The following is a 20,249-nucleotide window of genomic DNA, read 5'->3' on the forward strand; positions in this document are numbered from 1 at the left end:
TTTTTTAAAGAGCCGCCTCGTAACTTGATTACGAGGCGGCTCTTTTGTTTGGGAATGATTATTGTATTTAAAAAGGACAAAAACATCAACCATGGCGAAACATAACAACATAAAGCCGTTTAAGCAGGTTTTAGGAATGGGATTATTAGCGGGCATGCGCTCTGCTGCCGCGCCTGCATTGGCCAGCCACATTTTAAGCGACCACAAAGGGCCTGTATTCCGCCGTCATCCGATAGGATTTTTATCATCTATTACTGTAGCGGATATGCTGAAAGTAATGGCTGTGGGAGAGTTTTTGGCAGACAAGTTACCTTTTACGCCAAATCGCACAAAACCTATATCGGTAACTGTACGCTGTTTATCGGGTGCCCTGGCCGGAGCAGCTATATATAGCGCTGCCGGCAAGAAGCCTTTAACAGGTGCGTTGTTAGGCGGCCTGGTTGCCGGTGCATCAACCTTTACCAGCTTTTATTTGCGTAAAGCTTTGTCCGGTTCTGGCCTGGGTAATATTATATCCGGAGTGATTGAGGATGCATTTGTAGTAGGGGCAGGCATCAAACTGGCGCAAACTGTATAATCTAAACGTAACATTTGCGCGTTGCTACCCACAACCAAGTGAAAATATAGAATTTTTGATACTTTTGTTAAAAAAGTCAGTTTTAATAAATAGTATTCATGAGTTCAGTTATTGATCAGCAGGATATAAAACGGGAAAAGATTTTAGAGGCGGCTTATCAAAGGTTTTTGCATTACGGTTATTCAAAAACAACCATGAATGAAATAGCGGGCGACCTCTCGTTTTCAAAAGCACTGCTATATTACTATTTCCCGGATAAGAGCCAGCTATATATCGCAGTTATGCGCAAATTGGCTAACGATTATTTAAACAGATTGGGCAAGGAAATTGCCGGCTTTGATAATCTGAAAGAGGCGTTTATTTTCCAGATAAATACCCAGCACGATTTTATTGTAGAGAACTATAATTTCTTTGATTATTTCAGGCTAAACGAACAGAATTTACCTGAAAGCATTTGGGAGATAATAGGAGAGATACACGAAACCGAAACAGCCTTATTGACATCAGCAATAAAAAACGAAGTTGACAAGGGCAGAATAAAACCCGTAGTGAATCCCGAAGTAATAATAGACTTGTTGCTTGATGCGTTACATGGTGTAAGGGTAAGATCGGTATCATATAAAAAGGCAATGTTTCCCAAAAAAGAACATTTGGAGGAAATAAGAGGAAAAAGACTGCTTCTGGCAGAAATTTTTATTAGGGGACTTAACTAAGCATTTTCCTCTGTCAGGTTTTAGTAAAAAAAGCTTAAAGGGTGTTTAAACACACAGATGACACCTATATTTGTAGGTGAATATAATGCTGATAAGATATTTCTAATCAGCACATATTTAAAAATACTTCTAAAGTTAAGAGGTGATTGTTTTAGAGTGATTAGCAGGTTAGCCTTATGGCTAGCCTGTTTTTTTGTTTAAAATATACTCAGATCAATAACCGACCAGTTTTTTTGCTTGTCGGGCTGGCCGCCTTTATATTGTAATTTTATCTTGAATTCTGTTGTAGTTCCTTCAGTTTCAACACTTGATTTTATCACATAAATCGAATCGGAGGTTTTAGCAAATTGATATCCATCGTCAGAAAAATTCACGCTCTGTGATTTTAGCGCAGGTCTTACATATTCTTTTGCAATTTCGTAGGCCTCCTTATTGCTGGGCAAGCCGCTAAAAAACTGAGGCTTTAAAGATCCTGTTAATGATATTTTTACCATCATGGCAATTACAATTGCACAAAAAAACAGTAAAACCCACACGGCTTTATTAGCAGATTTTTTTCTTACAGATTTTTCTTTTAGGAATTCGTTTTCGGCCATTTTTGGAGGAGAAAATTTCTTTAAAATTAAAATTAAATCTCAAGAATGCAACGTGACGAATCAATTAAATGCATTATTAGTTACGCAAAAAAGAGGTAGGAAATAAGTATCGCGGTGACGATACCGAATACATCTGCAATAAGCATGGCGGGGATGGCGTATCGCGTTTTTTTGACATTTACCGCGCCAAAATAAAGCGCAACAATGTAGAAAGTAGTATCAGCTGTTCCGTATAAAACACTTGATAAATGCCCTATAAAGCTATCAACGCCGAATGTTTTTAAGTTATCCAGCATCAGCGCCCGCGCCCCAGAACCACTTAAGGGGCGAAGAAAAGCAATGGGCAATACATCTGTAAAGCGCGTGTCCATGTTAAAATGACTGAAAACCCACTTAAATCCATCGCCTAAATAAGTAAGTGCCCCACAAGTTCTGAACAAACTTACCGCTGCAAGCAAACCAACCAGGTAGGGTATAATTTTAACTGATACTTCAAAGCCTTCTTTTGCGCCATCAATAAAGGCCTCAAAAACGTTTATTTTTTTACGTAAGCCACCTATGATGAATAACACGGGTATAGATAGCAATACCAAATTGCTGAACACCTTTGAGAATTCTGATATCTGAGATTTAGTTAAGAATAAAGTAAGGTAACAAACCAAACCAGCTACCATCGCCGTTATTCCGCCCAGCCATGTAATAACTACCCTGTCAAAAAGATTAATACCTTGTTTAATACTCACTATAATAAGCGCTGCCAGGGTTGCAACATAGCTGGCAACTACACAGGGTATAAAAACATCCGTGGGATCGGCAGAATCATATATAGCCCGTTGAGCTATAATGGCAATAGGCAACAAGGTTAACCCGGATGCATGCAGCGTAAGAAACATGATCTGAGCGTTTGAGGCGGTATCACTTTCATTGCCGTTTTTGTCTTTATTTATCTCCTGTAAACCCGCCATGGCTTTTAAACCAAATGGAGTAGCAGCATTATCCAGGCCCAGCAGGTTAGCCGAAAAGTTCATCATCATTTGGCCCGTAGCAGGGTGATCTTTTGGTACTTCGGGAAATAAACGATTAAAAAATGGCCCTACAATGCGCGAAAGAAAATTGATGGCACCGGCTTTTTCGCCTATTTTCATAATACCTAGCCAAAGCGACATGATGCCTACCAAGGGCAGGGCAATATCCATTACAGCGGCCTTTGTAGTATCAAAAGTACCCTCGGCCATTAATTTAAATATCTCGGTATCACCGAAAAATATCAGCTTAACAAGCCCTATAACAAAAGCTATTATAAAAAAAGATACCCAGATATAATTTAACGCCATGCTGTTTTGCTGAAGTGAAAGTAAGTAATGATTTTTAATTTTTAATTCAGCACTAAAGAATTATAAGCCTAATGCTTTTTAAATCTTTCGGCCAATTGCTTCAGCATATCTTCATCAACAGGTTTTGCAGGTTCTTCTTTTTTCTTAAAAGGCTGGTTATAAGCAGGGCGTTGGTTGTCTGGTCTTTTAATGGTTTGTGCAGGTGCTTGTTGTGTATTGTTATCAGATTGTGGTGTTGCCCGCTCTGCAGATTTGTTTTGTATAGCTTTTTGCTGCCGCTCTGCCTGTTTTTTGGCATTCATGCGCGCATATATTTCCTCCAGTTTCCGCTTAGTGTAAAGCGGAAAATCACCTTGCATCATCCATGAATAATAGCTCGGTTCCAGGTTAAAAACATCCTCTACTTTTTTGCCTTTATGCTTACCAAAGTTAAATACCTCGTCACCTGCGTCGTTATAAGCCAAGCGGCCCGCAAAATCAACCGGGCGATGAAGGTTGGTGAATTTGTGCAGACCAGCCACATCGTTAACCACAGGAATGCTTTTGTTGCCCTTTTTGTCCTCCCATTCCACATCTGAATAGCGCTCTATCTGGGCAAGTAAAACCTCCATAGTTGCGCGTGTATCTGCTTCGGCCGAGTGGGCATTGATGATGTCCTTGTCGCAATAAAAGCGGTAGGCCGCTTTCAAGGTACGCTGCTCCATTTGATGGAAGATGTTTTGCACATCAATAAAATGCCGATTATCCAGATCAAACGATACCCCGCCTCGTAAAAATTCTTCCATTAGCATCGGGATGTCAAACTTGTTTGAATTAAACCCGGCCAGATCACTTTCGCCAATAAACGCCGCTATATCCGCAGCTAACGCTTCAAATAAAGGTTCATCCTTAATATCGTGGTCGTAAATGCCGTGTATCATTGATACTTCAGCCGGAATGGGTATGCCGGGATTAACTCGCCAGGTTTTTACTTCTTCGCTACCGTCGGGATACAGTTTTATAACTGATATTTCTACAATACGGTCTGCACCAATATTTATTCCGGTTGCTTCGAGATCGAAGAATGCAAGGGGGCGTGTAAGGTTTAATTTCATAAATTGATGTACGGCACTGCCGCACTGCAAAAATCAAAAAAAAACGGCAAAATAAATCATGCTGTTTATATTATTATATTAAAAAGATTTATCTTAACCTCACTTAAATATTTACATCACAATATGAAGCTTCCTTTTTTTTGTATAGTAATGCTTCTTTCGTTAGCGTATAGTGCAGGCGCCCAGGATTTCGCGTTTGGGAATATTACGCAGGAAGAAACAAGTATGATCAGTTATGCTGATGACCCTTCGTCCCACGCAGTAGTATTGAATGAACATGGCGACGCGCGTATTACAAATGTTAACGGCGATAAAATAAGACTTATATACAAGTACCATGTTAGAATAAAAATTATTGATAAAGAAGCTTTTAATGAAGGGGCAGTGGAGATACCATTATATATTGGGAAGGAGGTTGAAGAAGAAGTAGACGATATAACAGGCGTAACATTTGCAGCCGATGCCAGAGGCAGCACCACAAGGATAGAATTACAACCATCGCAGATATTTACAGTGGATGTAAATAAAACGCACAAGTTGGTTAAGTTTGCCCTCCCCGGGTTAAAAAATGGTTGCGTTATAGAGTACAGGTATACTATAACTACCCCATATTTTGAAGATTTGCATAACTGGCAGTTTCAAAGCGATATACCTAAAATTCAATCTTTATATGAGGTGCATATTCCGGGTTTTTGGCAGTTTAATGCCGTAAAAATGGGAGCACTTAATCTGGACAAGAACGTATCAGAAGTTGAGAGCGAATGCTTTTCAACAGGAGGTGCAAAGGCCGATTGTGCGCATTTAACTTATGGCATGAATAATATTCCGGCTTTTATCGAAGAAGATTACATGACTGCTCGTCGAAATTTTATATCAGCCATCTATTTTGAACTCGCCGAATATTCAAATCCTTATACCGGAGTAAAAACCAAACTGGCCAACGAGTGGAAGGATGTGGATAACCAACTTAAACGCGATGAGTATTTTGGTATCCAAATTAAAAAGCGCGACCAGTTTAAAGATAGGATTGCACCGGTCATTGCCGGAAAGACGGACGAACTACAAAAGGCAAAAGCTATATACGCTTTTATTCAGAAGAATATGAAGTGGAATGAGTTTATCGCTTTCGGAAGTGAGAATGTGCGTAAAGCATTTGAAAGTCATACCGGGACTTCGGGCGATATAAACCTTGCCCTTGTTACTGCGCTTTCGTCTGCGGGTATTAATGTAGAGGCAGTTTTAATATCAACCCGCAGCCATGGCATTGTTAATAAATTATACCCTGTTATAACAGAGTTTAACTACGTGATAGCAAAGGCTAATATTGGTGGTAAAAGCTATCTGCTTGACGCCACTGATCCTCTGCTTTCATTTGGTATGTTGCCTATGCGCTGTCTAAACGACCAGGGCCGTGTAATGAGTCTTGATAAAGCATCTTACTGGGTTGATATTACAACACCAAATACCCAAAATACTACACGTGTGTTTGATCTCACTTTATCCGTTGAAGGAAAGTTGATCGGTAAGATGACCAATTATTCAAGAGGTTATTCAGCCTATCAAAAAAGGCAGGCAATAAAAAAATTCAATACGCTTGATGAGTTTGTGGAGAATTTGGACGAAAGGCTCACTAAAACAAAGATTAAAAAGTTCGAAATAAACGGCATTGACAGTCTTGACGCTACTCTCACCGAAATTTACGAAGTTGAAATGGATGGGTATGAAGGAGTGGGTAATGAACGATTGAGCTTTAATCCATTTATTTTTAATCAGATAACAACAAACCCATTTAAACTTAACTCGCGCAGCTACCCGGTTGACTGGGGTATGCCATCAGAGGAACGTTTTATATTAAACATGAAGTTGCCCGAAGGATTTGTGATTGAAAACCCACCGCAGAACACAAGCGCGGCGCTGCCTAACCAGGGTGGGATGTTTATTGTTGCTTATACAGAGTTAGGCAATTCTTTTTCTTTATCGCACGTTACTCAATTTAAAAAATCAATTTACGTGCCTGATGAGTATCCTTACCTAAAGGAACTTTATAACAAGATCATCCTATCAGAAAAAAACGAGATGGTGTTTAAAAAGAAGATATGAGATCATTTTTTTTGATATCAGTTATCATCATTGCTTCCATTAGCTCCAAGGCGCAAGGAGTTTATACAGCCGCTTCCATCCCCAAAGAACTAATGCCGTATGCAAGCGCGGTGGTAAGAAATGAGGTTATTTCTACAGAAGTTAAAGCTGTTGATAACGTTATTTACCATGTTAAACGGGTTGTGACGATACTTAATAAAAATGGAGATGATGAAGCCGAAGTAAACGTGTTTTATGATAAAGCCAATTCAATAAAAGATATCCGCGGCGCCGTATACAATGAGTTTGGGCAACAGGTGAGCAAAATTACTCCCGGTAACTTTCAGGATCAAAGCGCTGCATCTGATTTTTCTTTATTTGAAGATTCCCGCGTAAAGCATTATCAACCACAATCTTTGTTATATCCTTACACGGTGGAGTATGACTATGAGATCCGCTCAAAGCAATCCCTTAATTTTCACGATTGGCATCCGGTACGTTCAACAGGAGTAGCTGTGGAGAAAAGCACTTTTATTTTTATCAGCAAGCCGGGCATTAACATCCGTTATAAATCACTTAATACTTCTGGCGATGTCTTTATCACCAGTGGCGAAGACGGTGGCAAAGTTTACACATGGAAAGCTGAAGCGATAAAAGCCCTAAGATCTGAACCATATAGTCCTGATCCTAATCTTTATAGAATAAGCGTAAAAATAGCTGCCGAAAAATTCTCTTACGGCGGCATGGAAGGTACCGCCACTAACTGGAATGATTTAGGAAAATGGATATATGATAAAATGTTAAAAGGTCGGCAGGAAATCCAACCGGAAACTGTGGAATTTATAAAACAACTTACCGCTAATATTCAGGACCCAAAAGAAAAGGCGCGCAAGATATATGACTACATGCAGAAAAAAACACACTATATAAGTGTTCAGGTCGGCATTGGCGGCTATCAACCTTTTTCGGCAAGCGAAGTAGATAAGCTTAATTATGGCGATTGTAAAGCGCTGGTAAATTATATGCAGGCGCTATTGCGCATCGTAAACATCGATTCGTGGTATTGCGCGGTAGCTGCGGGCTATGATTATAAGACAAGCCTGATGCCCGACTTTGCCAGCATGGGACAGGCCAATCATGTTATTTTGTGCATACCCTTCACCAATGATACTACATGGCTCGAATGTACCAGCCAGGAAATTCCCTTTGGGTTTTTAGGCAATTTTACTGATGACCGTAATGTACTGGCCTGTACATCTAACGGTGGTAAATTGTTGCGTACAGCCCAATATTTAAGTACCAATAATTTACAAGTACGCAAGGCAAATTTTAACCTCAGTGATAAAGGGGAACTGTCCGGTCAAATTGAAACACTATTCAGCGGAACTCAGTACGAGAACCGTGAGCTGTTGATAGATAAATCAGAGACAGAAAAGTTAAAGGGAGTTGCAAGAATATACACCATTAATAATCTTGATATAACGCAATACGGACTTACGCAAAATAAAACTGACAAGCTATTGATGACAGAGACACTAAAGTTTTCTGCACCATCTTACGCTTCTGTATCAGATAGCAAAATGTTTTTTTTATTGAATGCAGCAAACCGTAGTAACAACGTGCCTGCCGAATTAAGAAACCGAACGACTGACGTTTATATTAACGACGGTTATGCTGATGAGGACGAGATTGTTTATACTTTACCTTTCGATAATTATCGGACTGAAAAAATACCACTTAATATTGCGATAAGCAAGCCGTTTGGCAGCTACAGTGCTACAATGGAGCTAACGGGGAATCAGTTAGTTTACAAGCGAAAGATACAGCTGTTAGCCGGAACATATGATAAATCACTTTATGCGGACCTGGTTGAATTTTACCGGAAGGTAGGCGATGCAGATGCTTACAGTATAGCGCTTGTTAAAAAGTGATCAGCTAAAAATCCAAATGCCCAGCACTATACCAACTATCATAATTACATATAATAGTATCTCGTTTGCTGCATAGCGTTTGTATTTTGTCCAAAAGGAGTAATCATGTTTAGCCATAAGCAAAATTAATCTATATTTAGCTATGAATGTTAACGAAAAGGAAGAAATAAAACGCGAGTTCCAGTTGGAGCGTATGATACTTTTTAGCGATGCGGTATTTGCCATCATTATTACCATTATGGTGTTGGAAATGCGCGTACCCGAAGGAATAAAACATGCCGATGGTGAGCGTTTACATGAAATGATAATTGAGCTGCTGCGTAAATTTGGTGGTTATATACTTTCCTTTTTTATAGTTGGCGCATTCTGGATAAAACACCTTAAATTGTTTAGCTATTTAAAGGATTATACCCAAAGACTGATTATTCTTAACCTTATTTTTCTATTCTTTATCTCTTTGTTTCCTTTTGCGGTTGCCCTGCTTACAGAGACCATCACACCAAAGAATCTGGGCGGCTTGTACATCTATTTTTCGGTTACCGTGTGCGCATTGTTTAGCCAAACCGTATTAACAGGCTATATTGTGAAAAATGCCGGGGATATTGCACTGAACCCAACAAGTATTGAATCAGAATTGCAATGGAAGGCACAACGCTTAAACTATTTAACTATTCCGGCTATGTTGGTTTTTATGGTGATAGCTTCCATAGCTAATCTGTCGGTACAGGTATTTAATTATGGCTTCATTGCATGGGCCCTTATCATGGTTTTTATCCGTAAGAAACTTTATCCAGATACTACGCACGCAAATAATGGCCCGTTGATAGCCAGGTTGTTTAAACGAAAAATACAGTAATAATTGTTGGTAATTTTAAAGCGTCTTTACAAAAGCGCAATTATCTGATCTAAATGGTGGCGCATATGATCAACATAGTCTGCTGCCAAAAACTCCACAGTTTGATCATTACACTTTGCCTGCCAACTTTGAGGAGGGTAGTTGTTCAATACTGATATAATTTGTTTGTTTAGTAATTGCCATAATGTAAGCAATTCGTTTACATCTGCATCCTTATAATGTTGTGCAATTACCCATTCATCCTGCGCATATGTCAATGTAAAATCGCTTTCATAGGTGCAGCGAACAAACCTGTGCAGGTTAACAACAGCACTATCAGTTAAGTGGCCCAGTATTTCTATTGCCGCCCATTTTTCTGACGCAGTGCGTTGCATCCAATTGATTTGTGATGAATAACGGGTAATAAAATCGTTAACAGTATTTGATAATTCTACTGCTGTATTATTCATTTAATTTTATCAACTGCGCCGCCATGGTTTGATTAATGACCGTTCCCCCGCGCGAAAAATACTTATAGATACCATTATCGTGCAGCCTGGCTACCATAACCCCTTTACGTGTGCTTGCATGCACAAACCAGCCGTTTTGCAGGTATACACCAACATGACTGAACTGTTTACCATCGAAATCAAAGAAAACTAAATCGCCTTCTTTTAAATCCTCTTCGTATTTCCGCTTTATCACGCTGATTTGTTGCGATGTCATCCGAGGAACCTTTAAGCCGTAAACCTCTTGCTGTAACAGCTGTGTTAAACCCGAGCAATCAATACCATCTTTATTTTGGCCACCAAATTTGTAGGGGGTGCCGGTCCACTGCTCAATAAAAGCATATAAACGGCCATTTTGAATATCCCGCTCTTTCACGCCCATTATTTCCGAGTATTTTTGGGCAATACTGGCCTGTGGTTTTACCATTTCGCCCGGCTCACCCTTCATAGCTGCTTTGCGGGTATGGCAGGAAGACAGGATAAAAATTACCGCAAATAAAATTAAGGACTGTTTAAGGTGACGATGCAGGATCATGCCATAAAAGTAAAGGCTATGCGAGAAACGGAAGCGCAGATGTTTTTAACATATTCACATTTTCTAAAGACGATAAATCCGAAATCAAAAATCCGACATTAGAAATCAAAATCAGCTCTTTATCAACCGATGTATCTCATCTAACTTCATCAAGGCTTCAACAGGAGTGAGAGTATTAACATCAAGGTTGTTAAGGGTATCGCGGATCTTAACCAAAACAGGATCGTCAATACTGAACATCTGCATTTGTACGGCCTGCTTTTGCACCTTACGGATGCTTTCCTTGATGTGTTCGCCGCCCGTGCGCTCGTGTTCCAACTTTTTCAAGATCTCGTTAGCGCGACTTAGTACCTTGGGCGGCATACCGGCCAGTTTGGCCACGTGAATACCAAAGCTATGTTCGCTGCCGCCAGGCACCAGTTTGCGCAGGAAAATGATCTGGTGACCGATTTCCTTAACCGTAACGTTATAGTTTTTGATGCGGTTAAAGCTGTTACTCAATTCATTCAACTCGTGGTAGTGCGTGGCAAATAGCGTTTTTGCTTTCGCCGTGGGGTGATTATGCAGGTACTCTGCTATAGACCACGCAATGGAGATTCCATCGTAAGTAGAAGTGCCGCGACCGATCTCATCTAATAATATCAAACTTCTATCAGATATGTTGTTAAGGATGCTTGCGGTTTCATTCATCTCCACCATAAAAGTTGATTCGCCTGACGACAGGTTATCCGATGCGCCCACACGGGTAAAGATCTTATCAATAATACCCAACGTAGCCGATTTAGCCGGTACAAAGCAACCCATCTGCGCCATCAGCACAATCAATCCGGTTTGGCGCAGCAGGGCAGATTTACCAGCCATGTTAGGGCCTGTAATAATAATGATCTGCTGGCTTTCAGAATCAAGGAAGACATCATTAGTGATATAATCCTCGCCCACAGGCAACGTCTTTTCAATAACCGGGTGGCGGCCACCTTTGATGTCAATTATGCGACTTTCGTTCAGTTCCGGCTTTACGTAGTAGTTTTTTATGGAGATATCCGCAAAGTTAAGCAGCACATCCAAATGCGCTATTAATTGTGCATTTAGCTGTACGGGTTTAATAAACTCAGCAACAGCATATAGCAACTCGTTGTATAGGCGGGTCTCAAGCGCCAGGATTTTTTCTTCTGCACCCAATATCTGCTCTTCGTATTCTTTAAGCTCGGGGGTAATATAGCGCTCCGCATTTACCAACGTTTGTTTGCGGATCCAATCCGTAGGCACCTTGTCGCGGTGGGAGTGAGTAACCTCCAGGTAATAACCGAACACATTGTTGAACGAAACTTTAAGCGATGGTATACTTGTGCTTTCTGCTTCACGCTTCTGTATTTCAAGTAAGTAACCTTTTCCGCCGAAGGCTATTTTACGCAGGCGGTCAAGCTCTTCATCAATGCCGTCATTCATCACCGAGCCTTTTATCAGCATCACAGGCGGCTCGGGGTGCAACTCCCTGGCTATCTTCTCACAAATAATACCGCAGGGGTTCAGCTGTTCGCCAATTGCCTTTAACGGCAGGCTATCAGAAGTTTCGCAGATCTTCTTAATGTCGGAAATGGCCGTCAACGCCTTTTTAAGCTGACAAACCTCGCGTGGGTTGGCTTTTTGAAGGCCAATTTTAGATATCAGCCTCTCAAGGTCTCCAATTTGCCTGATATGCTGTTGTAACGTTTCGCGCAATTCTTCCTGACTTATCAGATGTTCCACCACACCAAGGCGGTCGTTAATCGGCTTTAATTCCTTTAGCGGCATTACTATCCAGCGGCGCAGCAAGCGGGCACCCATAGGCGAGCATGTGTGATCCAACACCTCGACCAGTGTATGCGCATTCTCGTTTGCCGATCCTATCAGCTCAAGATTACGTACACTGAAGCGATCAAGCCAGAGGTATCTATCCTCCTCAATGCGGCTTATAGAGGATATATGCTGAAGGTTGCGGTGTTCGGTCTCATTCAGGTAGTGCAAGGCCACCCCGGCAGCCACAATGCCCAAATTAAGCTTATCAATACCAAATCCCTTTAATGATTTTACACCAAAGTGCTTAAGCATGGTCTCGTAAGCGTAATCGCCGGTGTAGGGCCATTCATCAAGGGTATAGGTGTAATAGCGGTCGCCGTAGTGCTCTTTAAAATCGCTTTGGCGGGTTTTCTGGTAAATTATTTCGCTCGGGTTAAAGCCCTGCAAAAGCTTGTCAATGTAATCGCTGTTGCCCTGCGCGGTTAGGAATTCACCGGTTGAAATATCAATAAAAGCCGCGCCAATGCTGTTTTTTTCAAAATAAAGCGATGCGAGGTAATTATTGCTTTTTTGCTGCAGGATATTATCGTTGGTTGAAACCCCAGGAGTAACAAGCTCTGTAACGCCTCGTTTTACAATAGTTTTGGTAGTTTTTGGGTCTTCCAGCTGGTCGCAAATAGCCACCCGCTGACCTGCCCGCACCAGTTTAGGCAAATAAGTATCCAATGAATGATGCGGAAAGCCAGCGAGCTCAATAAATGTGGCAGCACCATTACCCCGACGGGTTAGCGTAATGCCTAAAATGCCCGCGGCTTTAATGGCATCCTCTCCAAACGTTTCGTAAAAATCGCCTACACGAAAAAGCAGCAACGCGCCTGGGTATTTGGTCTTAATGGCATTGTACTGCTGCATTAAGGGTGTTTCTTTGGTAGCGTCTTTGGCCAATCGGTATACTCCTTTTTAACTTAAGGGGTAAAGTTAATGCATTGCCGCTGCTTTAACGGCAATGTTGAAAAGTTGCATTATTGTGGAAAGAGGGTGGGGCAACACTTACAAGCCATATTTTTTAATGACTTTATTTTTAGATTGTTATAAATAGCGCAAGCTTTAAGATAACTTATCACCTGTCATCTCACGCAAACATAAAACGACATGCTTTATAGAATGTGACATGGGTAAAATGAGTTGCTAAACTTCTACCGCATCATACACTATCACCTTATCCCAAAGCGGGCTGCATTCTTCAACAAATTTTAGGTGGATGGGGTCGTCCTGGTAGGCTTTCTGTCCTGCTAGGTCACTGAAGCGCATCAGTTCTGAAACTGCCCAACTATTATCAATCACATCGCGTTTTTCTGTACTGGCTGCCACACCCACGTGCAGTTCGCGTACCGTTTTAATTTTGCCAAGACCTTTTACCCCGGCAATCAATTTATCACGATCGGCTTTTGAGTTTGGGTTTTTTAACCAAAATAATACGTGGTGAACTACGGGATATTTATCCGCGGCATTGTTTGTTGACATGGCTGATGCTGCTGTACCCGCGGCCAAAACGGCTGTGGTTGTTAAAAATTTTCTTCTATTGGTTGATTTCATGAGGTCTCAATTAATCTACTAATTTACTTTATTCGGAGTCAAAAAAACTAAAGTGTGTCGTCTGATTTAAAAGCAGTAAGTAGAAAAAAAAAGTTTATCTTACCACACTTACCAACACACTCGCGTGCGGTGCAATTAAGCGGGACAAGGTAGCGTCTGTTTGCGTAACGGCTTTACCACTCCACAGGTCGGTTACTTTAACTTTTCCGGTTAAGCCCAGGTCTTTCAGGTTTACAGATATGGTGCTCGCATCTTTATCGCCAATATTAAAGAGCGCTATATAACGCTCACCAGTTTTGCTGTTGCGCGATGTAACGGCCGCTTGTCCGTTCTCCATAAACAGTTGTTTTACATCGGTGCCTTCGCGATGCATTTTTAACACAGCCTTATTATTAAGCAGCGATAGGGTAAAGGCATCGTTAGATGGCATATCGCCACCAAACATTAACGGCGAACGAAAAATGGTAAAGAAACTCATTAACGAAATCTGCTCGTCTTTGGTTAAGCGGGTCATGCGGTCAACGCCGCGTTCGCCACGTACGGCAATACGGCCAAGCGGTATCATATCACAATCGGGCCAGGTGCCTGGACTGATATAAGAGTACCATCCTTTAGCAACATTCATCAAATGCACCAAATCCTTCCATATATCCCATACGTCATCAACCATGCGCCACATGTTAGCATGTTCTTTTACGTGATCTGCTTTGGCTATTGGTGTTTCGCCCGGCGATGTACTTAATACAATAGGCCGGCCTGTGCGGTCAATAGCGTTGCGGATAAGTTCTATTTCGCCCTGGTGATAGGGGCGGGAAAGGTCGTCTATCTTAATAAAATCTACACCCCACGATGCATATAACTCCATAATAGAGTTATAGTATTCCTGAGCGCCCGGTTTATCGGCTAATACTGTATAGTTATCCCTTAACCATTTACACTGTAACTCGGTAGTATATATTTTATCGGCAGTAATGCCATTGGCGCCTTTTATCGGCAGCTTTTCGTTAACCGCCTTTACCGGTACACCGCGCATAATGTGTATTCCGAATTTTAATCCCTTGCTGTGCATATAATCAGCCAGTGGTTTAAAGCCTTTACCATTAGCTGATGACGGGAATTTTTTAACTGATGGCAGATATCTGCCAAATTCATCCATTGCATATATTGGATCGGTTTGGTTATAACCACCGGCTTTATCGTTCTCAACAAACCATCTTATATCTACCACAATATACTCCCAACCATATTTTTTAAGATTGGCAGCCATATAATCTGCATTGGATTTTACTTCGGCTTCGGTAACGGTTGGCCCATAGCAGTCCCAGCTGTTCCAGCCCATTGGCGGCGTTTGCGCCCAGCTTTTAAATGATGATTTTGACTGCGCGTTGGCTGCAAACGTAGCCGCAGAAAGCAATACCGCTATTATAGATTTTTTCAGAAAAGATGAGATCATCAGGTAATCAGATTGGTTATCATCAAAACTAAATATTAAATGTTGTTTTGACAACAGACCTGACCTGATAAAAGGGGCAGAAACAACAGGTGTTCGAAATATAGATTGTCATTCTGAGCGATACCGAAGAATCCTCTAAATAACGCTACACCAAGCGCTCGGCTTACAAAACGTATAAGATTCTTCACTGCGTTCAGAATGACAAAAAATTTTTTCAAATATTTCAAACATTACTGGTTTGGAACAAATAGCTATAGAGGAAGCGCTAAGCGAGGCTAAATTTTTCTTAATCAAACTGCTCTTGCAGCCTAACCAGCCTGTCAATCAGTAAATTCAGTTTTTCCTGTTCGGTTTTTACAAAGTGCGACCGGATATAAAAGCTGCAAAACAATATAAACGCTATATAGCCGCCGTAGGCTAAAGTTTTAAAAGCGGCAGAGGTGCTTTGCAATACCTCAAAGAAATAAAGCAGTAAACCGGTGCTCATTAAGATTACATACAAATAATATAACCATCCGTAAACCTCGGTGCGGTTTTTCTGGTATTCTTTAAGACTTTGCAGATACTCGGCAGGGTTAATGGTAACATCCTGCTTGCTGATGATGCGGTAGTCCCTAATCATCATTGTAATATATAAAGCCATGGTCATTAATATAATGATCATCCCCGCGTAAGTTATCCATGACGTAAAAACAAGAAACAGCATGGCCGCAAACAGCCCTGCCAGGCATACACCCATGCCTGTTATGTTCCAAAACAGCTTGCTGCTCATCCCGCTAATTCCCCTCTTCACCTGCTTCAGCACATCCTCTACTGAAAGCTGATCTCGCTTTGGCTGTTCCTGCCAAACCGACATTAAATGATCAAAGTCTTTCATACTGATTATATAATTCTGTTAACTTTTGTTTTATACGAAATATCTTCACCCGCAGATTGCCTTCGGATATACCTGATATGTCTGCAATCTCCGGATAAGGCAGCTCATCCAACACCATGGTAATGATGATCCTTTCCGACTCCTCTAATTTTGATATACATTTATAAAGCAGGGCAACCTGCTCATTTTTGGGCGAATAATCCTCGGGTTTGCTGTCGGCAATCTCTGGGGTTAATTCATCCTTGGCTTGTCTTTTTTCTGACCGTAAATAGGTTAGGCACGTGTTTACAGCAATCCGGTATATCCATGTAGATATCATGGCCTGGTTGCGAAACTTATCCAGATTTTGCCACACCTTTAAAAAAGTTTCCTGTAGCAAATCATTCGCCGCATCGTCGTCGCCGGTATAACCATAGCATAAATGGTATATCTTTTTTGAATTGGCTTGAAAAATCTGCTTAAAAACAGCTTCTTTGTCTGACACGTTCAGTTAATGGATTTTATTATTCAGACGCGAATATAAGCAGTATGTTACAACACATAAACATTCTTGTTAAACCAGGGATGTTTTTTTTCAGCGTTCTCCAGTAATATCTCATACTCATTAATATAATCAGCCTGCACATCCTCGTGCAGTTTGCTTATAGTGGCTTTTATTTTTTCTATCTGCCGTGTTAATATTAACCGCAATGGTTTATAGCTGCTTTTGCGGTCGGCGTATTGTAAGTAGTTATCACAGAAGTTGATAAGCAGGTCAATCTCTGCCTCTTTATCTGCCATAAACTTTACATACTTACCAATAAGGCGCAAAATTTTACGCATATACTTTGCGGCATTATAGCTTTGTACGGGCAGTTGGCTAAACATAAAGCCAACTTCGGCCTTTACTTTTTCAATAAAAGCGGCCTGGTTGTTTGCTTCAAAAAGCATATAGGCCATCAGCTCCTTATTCTCTTTTTTATGGCGCGCAAGCCGCAGGCACAGATCTGTTAGCTGCAAGGCAGATAAATGTTGCAGCTCTTTTTTAATATCCTGTAAGCCGTAAGTACTTGTACTCATTTATGTAATTAATTTATTTAATTTTATCGCAGGTGCTTCGCCCGTTAACTGATGTATTAAAATATGAAAAAAAACAAACTCACCCTATATATATTTATAGCGTTGATAGCCGGTATTGCCGTTGGCTATATTTATAACACCCAGGTGTTAAGCACCTATAACAACAAAATTAGTGCCGCCGAAACAGCGATAAAAGCAATTGATATTGAAGTTGCGGCATCTACAGATACAACTACTACAGCCTATAGTCAGCTAAAGGCAGAACGCGTTGAACAAAACAAAATTCGCACAGAAAACAACCAATTGCGCGAAAGCAAGGTAGAATATTTTACCATTTTAAGCGATATTTTTCTGCGGCTGATAAAAATGATAGTGGCGCCATTGGTGTTTACTACCTTGGTTGTTGGTGTAGCTAAAGTTGGCGATATTAAGGCCGTTGGGCGCATTGGTGGCAAAACGCTGCTGTGGTTTATCAGTGCTACGCTGGTATCGTTACTGCTGGGAATGGTGTTGGTAAACTTTTTTGCGCCCGGCGCTCACATGAATATTATGCTGCCAGACAGCCATATGAGTACCGGCATACAAAAAACAGCACTTTCATTAAAAGACTTTATTACTCACGTCGTTCCCAAAAGTTTCTTTGAAGCAATGGTAACTAACGAGATATTGCAGATAGTTGTATTCGCATTGTTTTTCGGCGTTGCCACAGCATCAATAGGCGAGAAGGGTGAAATTGTGATAAAAGCGATGGATGCCATTGCGCATGTAATAATGAAGATAACCACATCTGTAATGGGTGTTGCACCCTTTGCTGTGTTTGGTGCAATAACGGCTATTGTAGCCAAACAGGGCCTGGGTATTATATCAACCTACGCAGTATTTATAGGCGAGTTTTATTTTTCGCTATTGGTGTTATGGCTGGTGATAGTCCTAGCCGGTTTTATAGTATTAAAAACGCGGGTGTTTACGCTGGTAGGTAAAATAAAAGATGCCATGTTAATAGCTTTCGGCACATCAACCAGCGAGGCGGCTTACCCCAAATTGCTGATAGAACTGGAACGTTTTGGCTGTAGCAACAGAATAGCCAGCTTTGTTTTACCGTTAGGCTATTCATTTAACTTGGATGGCTCTATGATGTATATGACGTTTGCCTCTATATTTTTGGCGCAGGCTTATAATATCCACCTTTCATTTGCGCAGCAATTATCAATGTTGTTAGTGCTGATGTTAACCAGTAAAGGTATTGCAGGTGTGCCACGGGCTTCTTTGGTGGTTATAGCAGGTACCATTGCCATGTTCAACATCCCCGAAGCAGGTTTAGCATTGTTAATAGGTATAGATCCACTGTTAGATATGGGCCGCTCTGCCACCAACGTATTGGGTAATGCTATGGCAACGGCAGTAGTGAGTAAATGGGAGGGAGAGTTGCAAGGAAGCGAAGGACTGATTGAGTGAATTAATGAATAAGTCATTTACTTATTGAGTTGAATAATCAATAAGTGAATAGGCTATGTCAATGTATTTGTACTGCCATTTTCCAATTAATCGCTAAATCAGTCATCCACTAATTCGCTCATTATTTCACTATTTGTATCTTTGCCGACTGATTGAAGTGTAGTTGTGAAATTAATTACTAATTCACTCAATCGCTTATTCACTCATTATAACTCCATGATTCAATTATCTAAGACTAAAAGAATATTCCTTGCGCTATGCATCATTCTGCCGTTTGTAATATACTGTGTATATTATTATAGTATGATGATAAAGAATGCACCCTATAAATTTGCAGAGTTTGAATCATTCTCCTATCAATTTGGGCCTCGGGGTAGTTTGCTGAATACTTATAATTCAAAAACAGGCGCGTATCAGTTTGTTAACGACCGTGATTCGGTTGTTAAAACACAGCTTAAATTAAATAAAGATGACCTGCTTTATCTGCACCGTAAAGCAGCCATGTTGGGTTTTTGGGATTTTCCGGTTAATGAGACCGGCGATAGCGTTACAACCGGCAGGCAGCCGCTCAGGTATGTTATAGAGTTTAAATATCAACGGAAAAGCAAGCGCGTAACGTTTGATAAAAATTATGAAACCGACCCAAAGCTGATTGATGCCAACGAGAAAATGATAAAAGAAATTGAGCTGGTAATGTCGCAAGCTGAGGCAAGGCAGAAAAAATAAATTAATTATGAAATACTTTTTTGCGTTTATATTAGCATTAACGGCGTTAGCCTCATTTGCACAAAATATTAGTTATGCCGACTTTAAGAAGCAGGCTAAAGAAGACATTAATTTGTGTCCGGAGTATGGCAATGTGCGCAAAACGGAAGAACAAGTTAAGGCGGATCAAGACTTTGTAAAACTGGTACTACAGCAAGATGGAACTAATCGTAAAGGATCTGAGCATATGGTGAAGCTGGGTTTTGACTATTTATATAAAGGAGATTTAGTTACTGCCATAAAACGATTCAACCAGGCTTGGTTGCTTGACAATAAAAACGAAAACGCTTATTGGGGTTTTTCAGCTGTTTATTTTTCTTTTAATGATTACACTGAGGCATTGGCTCAATTAGATAAAGGCTTGATTATAAATCCAAATAGTTCTAATATCCTGACAGATAAAGCTACCATTTATACGGGTTATTATGCTAATACCCAAAAGATGGATGATCTGAACAAAGCAATTGATTTGTTTAACAAATCTTATAGCATAGATCCTCGTAATCAGAACACGCTTTTTAAGTTATCAGTAGCATATTTCTATAAAAAAGACTGTGTGAATGCGCTTAAGTATTATGATGAGCATAATAAAATAGGCGGCAACGCCATTCCTGATGGTTATGCTGCTGCATTAAAGCAGCTATGTAATAAGTAATATTATGGTTGTTTATTTAGAAAGTTATTTCTATATTTGCACCTCGAATTTTAAAACAATAATTAACAAACCATGTACGCAATAGTAAGTATAGCCGGACAGCAATTTAAAGTTGCTAAAGACCAGCAGATCTTTGTACACAGATTACAAGGTGACGAGGGCGCTAGTATTGAATTTGACAGTGTGTTGTTAGCAGAAAACGAAGGTAGCTTCAAATTAGGTTCTGATTTGAGTGGCGCTAAAGTATCAGCTAAGATCTTGTCTCATTTAAAAGGTGATAAAGTAATTATCTTCAAAAAGAAAAGAAGAAAAGGTTACAAAAAGAAAAACGGTCATCGTCAGCAATTTACCAAGATAGAGATCACTGGTATAACATTATAATTTAAGTTTAACACCGATCTGTTTATCAG

Annotated in this window: 20 protein-coding genes; 9 read left to right on the forward strand and 11 right to left on the reverse strand. The window is 40.5% G+C overall.

What is annotated here, in order from left to right; genetic code table 11:
• Positions 1-91: 91 nt before the first annotated feature.
• Both ACVW2L_RS05795 and ACVW2L_RS05800 read left to right on the forward strand, forming a co-directional pair.
• Positions 92-577, forward strand: coding sequence for a DUF4126 family protein (locus tag ACVW2L_RS05795; protein ID WP_457127014.1), 486 nt, complete (start codon positions 92-94; stop codon positions 575-577).
• 98 nt (positions 578-675) lie between these two features.
• Complete coding sequence (locus ACVW2L_RS05800) at positions 676-1,290, forward strand: TetR/AcrR family transcriptional regulator (RefSeq protein WP_457127015.1); 615 nt, start codon at positions 676-678, stop codon at positions 1,288-1,290.
• Positions 1,291-1,487: 197 nt separating this feature from the next.
• On the opposite strand, the gene ACVW2L_RS05805 is transcribed toward ACVW2L_RS05800, so the two are convergent.
• The 3 genes from ACVW2L_RS05805 to ACVW2L_RS05815 form a co-directional block, all read right to left on the reverse strand.
• On the reverse strand, positions 1,488-1,886 hold the full coding sequence (locus ACVW2L_RS05805) for a hypothetical protein (protein ID WP_457127016.1): 399 nt from the start codon (positions 1,884-1,886) through the stop codon (positions 1,488-1,490).
• Positions 1,887-1,966: 80 nt separating this feature from the next.
• A complete protein-coding gene (locus tag ACVW2L_RS05810; RefSeq protein WP_457127017.1) occupies positions 1,967-3,220 on the reverse strand; it encodes a nucleoside recognition domain-containing protein in 1,254 nt (417 codons plus the stop codon).
• A 68-nt stretch (positions 3,221-3,288) separates the two neighbouring features.
• Positions 3,289-4,314, reverse strand: coding sequence for an exonuclease domain-containing protein (locus tag ACVW2L_RS05815; RefSeq protein ID WP_457127018.1), 1,026 nt, complete (start codon positions 4,312-4,314; stop codon positions 3,289-3,291).
• Positions 4,315-4,437: 123 nt separating this feature from the next.
• On the opposite strand from ACVW2L_RS05815, the gene ACVW2L_RS05820 reads away from it, so the two are divergent.
• From ACVW2L_RS05820 to ACVW2L_RS05830, 3 genes are all read left to right on the forward strand, one after another.
• Positions 4,438-6,414: a transglutaminase domain-containing protein gene (locus ACVW2L_RS05820; protein ID WP_457127019.1), complete on the forward strand. Its 1,977-nt coding sequence runs from the start codon at positions 4,438-4,440 to the stop codon at positions 6,412-6,414.
• Entirely contained in the window at positions 6,411-8,324 is a 1,914-nt protein-coding gene (locus ACVW2L_RS05825; protein WP_457127020.1) for a DUF3857 domain-containing transglutaminase family protein, read from the forward strand. Before ACVW2L_RS05820 ends, ACVW2L_RS05825 begins: the two co-directional genes overlap by 4 nt.
• A 142-nt stretch (positions 8,325-8,466) precedes the next feature.
• Complete coding sequence (locus tag ACVW2L_RS05830) at positions 8,467-9,180, forward strand: TMEM175 family protein (RefSeq protein WP_457127021.1); 714 nt, start codon at positions 8,467-8,469, stop codon at positions 9,178-9,180.
• A gap of 26 nt (positions 9,181-9,206) precedes the next feature.
• Here ACVW2L_RS05830 and ACVW2L_RS05835 read toward each other — a convergent pair whose 3' ends face one another.
• From ACVW2L_RS05835 to ACVW2L_RS05870, 8 genes are all read right to left on the reverse strand, one after another.
• On the reverse strand, positions 9,207-9,629 hold the full coding sequence (locus tag ACVW2L_RS05835) for a DinB family protein (protein WP_457127022.1): 423 nt from the start codon (positions 9,627-9,629) through the stop codon (positions 9,207-9,209).
• Positions 9,622-10,203 (reverse strand): C40 family peptidase, encoded by a 582-nt coding sequence (locus tag ACVW2L_RS05840; protein WP_457127023.1) that lies wholly within the window; start codon positions 10,201-10,203, stop codon positions 9,622-9,624. The genes ACVW2L_RS05835 and ACVW2L_RS05840 overlap by 8 nt, the downstream gene beginning before the upstream one ends.
• 111 nt (positions 10,204-10,314) lie before the next feature.
• Positions 10,315-12,924, reverse strand: coding sequence for a DNA mismatch repair protein MutS (mutS, locus tag ACVW2L_RS05845; protein WP_457127024.1), 2,610 nt, complete (start codon positions 12,922-12,924; stop codon positions 10,315-10,317).
• A 243-nt stretch (positions 12,925-13,167) separates the two neighbouring features.
• Positions 13,168-13,575: a Dabb family protein gene (locus tag ACVW2L_RS05850; RefSeq protein ID WP_457127025.1), complete on the reverse strand. Its 408-nt coding sequence runs from the start codon at positions 13,573-13,575 to the stop codon at positions 13,168-13,170.
• Between the two features lie 94 nt (positions 13,576-13,669).
• Complete coding sequence (locus ACVW2L_RS05855) at positions 13,670-15,082, reverse strand: glycoside hydrolase family 27 protein (RefSeq protein ID WP_457127026.1); 1,413 nt, start codon at positions 15,080-15,082, stop codon at positions 13,670-13,672.
• A gap of 232 nt (positions 15,083-15,314) precedes the next feature.
• The gene (locus ACVW2L_RS05860) at positions 15,315-15,905 is read right to left on the reverse strand and encodes a hypothetical protein (protein ID WP_457127027.1); all 591 of its coding nucleotides are present in this window, start codon (positions 15,903-15,905) and stop codon (positions 15,315-15,317) included.
• On the reverse strand, positions 15,892-16,389 hold the full coding sequence (locus ACVW2L_RS05865) for an RNA polymerase sigma factor (protein ID WP_457127028.1): 498 nt from the start codon (positions 16,387-16,389) through the stop codon (positions 15,892-15,894). The genes ACVW2L_RS05860 and ACVW2L_RS05865 overlap by 14 nt, the downstream gene beginning before the upstream one ends.
• A 47-nt stretch (positions 16,390-16,436) precedes the next feature.
• Complete coding sequence (locus ACVW2L_RS05870) at positions 16,437-16,964, reverse strand: hypothetical protein (protein WP_457127029.1); 528 nt, start codon at positions 16,962-16,964, stop codon at positions 16,437-16,439.
• 63 nt (positions 16,965-17,027) lie between these two features.
• Here ACVW2L_RS05870 and ACVW2L_RS05875 point away from each other — a divergent pair, with 63 nt between their 5' ends.
• The 4 genes from ACVW2L_RS05875 (at position 17,028) to rplU (ending at position 20,220) form a co-directional block, all read left to right on the forward strand.
• Positions 17,028-18,419: a dicarboxylate/amino acid:cation symporter gene (locus tag ACVW2L_RS05875; protein WP_457127030.1), complete on the forward strand. Its 1,392-nt coding sequence runs from the start codon at positions 17,028-17,030 to the stop codon at positions 18,417-18,419.
• Between the two features lie 303 nt (positions 18,420-18,722).
• The gene (locus ACVW2L_RS05880) at positions 18,723-19,145 is read left to right on the forward strand and encodes a hypothetical protein (RefSeq protein WP_457127031.1); all 423 of its coding nucleotides are present in this window, start codon (positions 18,723-18,725) and stop codon (positions 19,143-19,145) included.
• A 7-nt stretch (positions 19,146-19,152) separates the two neighbouring features.
• Positions 19,153-19,839, forward strand: a complete 687-nt coding sequence (locus ACVW2L_RS05885) for a tetratricopeptide repeat protein (protein ID WP_457127032.1) — start codon at positions 19,153-19,155, stop codon at positions 19,837-19,839.
• Between the two features lie 72 nt (positions 19,840-19,911).
• The gene (rplU, locus tag ACVW2L_RS05890; protein ID WP_457127033.1) at positions 19,912-20,220 is read left to right on the forward strand and encodes a 50S ribosomal protein L21; all 309 of its coding nucleotides are present in this window, start codon (positions 19,912-19,914) and stop codon (positions 20,218-20,220) included.
• The last annotated feature ends 29 nt before the right edge of the window (positions 20,221-20,249 follow it).

This window comes from Mucilaginibacter sp. HD30, from assembly GCF_054061755.1.

Bases quoted from the DNA above. Each gene is read 5' to 3' on its own strand.
- ACVW2L_RS05820 (WP_457127019.1), top strand. From the start codon at position 4,438: ATGAAGCTTCCTTTTTTTTGTATAGTAATGCTTCTTTCGTTAGCGTAT.
- ACVW2L_RS05875 (WP_457127030.1), top strand. From the start codon at position 17,028: ATGAAAAAAAACAAACTCACCCTATATATATTTATAGCGTTGATAGCC.
- ACVW2L_RS05830 (WP_457127021.1), top strand. From the start codon at position 8,467: ATGAATGTTAACGAAAAGGAAGAAATAAAACGCGAGTTCCAGTTGGAG.
- ACVW2L_RS05795 (WP_457127014.1), top strand. From the start codon at position 92: ATGGCGAAACATAACAACATAAAGCCGTTTAAGCAGGTTTTAGGAATG.
- rplU (WP_457127033.1), top strand. From the start codon at position 19,912: ATGTACGCAATAGTAAGTATAGCCGGACAGCAATTTAAAGTTGCTAAA.
- ACVW2L_RS05835 (WP_457127022.1), bottom strand. From the start codon at position 9,629: ATGAATAATACAGCAGTAGAATTATCAAATACTGTTAACGATTTTATT.
- ACVW2L_RS05860 (WP_457127027.1), bottom strand. From the start codon at position 15,905: ATGAAAGACTTTGATCATTTAATGTCGGTTTGGCAGGAACAGCCAAAG.
- ACVW2L_RS05840 (WP_457127023.1), bottom strand. From the start codon at position 10,203: ATGATCCTGCATCGTCACCTTAAACAGTCCTTAATTTTATTTGCGGTA.
- ACVW2L_RS05800 (WP_457127015.1), top strand. From the start codon at position 676: ATGAGTTCAGTTATTGATCAGCAGGATATAAAACGGGAAAAGATTTTA.
- ACVW2L_RS05825 (WP_457127020.1), top strand. From the start codon at position 6,411: ATGAGATCATTTTTTTTGATATCAGTTATCATCATTGCTTCCATTAGC.
- ACVW2L_RS05805 (WP_457127016.1), bottom strand. From the start codon at position 1,886: ATGGCCGAAAACGAATTCCTAAAAGAAAAATCTGTAAGAAAAAAATCT.
- ACVW2L_RS05870 (WP_457127029.1), bottom strand. From the start codon at position 16,964: ATGAGTACAAGTACTTACGGCTTACAGGATATTAAAAAAGAGCTGCAA.
- ACVW2L_RS05850 (WP_457127025.1), bottom strand. From the start codon at position 13,575: ATGAAATCAACCAATAGAAGAAAATTTTTAACAACCACAGCCGTTTTG.
- ACVW2L_RS05815 (WP_457127018.1), bottom strand. From the start codon at position 4,314: ATGAAATTAAACCTTACACGCCCCCTTGCATTCTTCGATCTCGAAGCA.
- ACVW2L_RS05810 (WP_457127017.1), bottom strand. From the start codon at position 3,220: ATGGCGTTAAATTATATCTGGGTATCTTTTTTTATAATAGCTTTTGTT.
- ACVW2L_RS05880 (WP_457127031.1), top strand. From the start codon at position 18,723: ATGATGATAAAGAATGCACCCTATAAATTTGCAGAGTTTGAATCATTC.
- ACVW2L_RS05885 (WP_457127032.1), top strand. From the start codon at position 19,153: ATGAAATACTTTTTTGCGTTTATATTAGCATTAACGGCGTTAGCCTCA.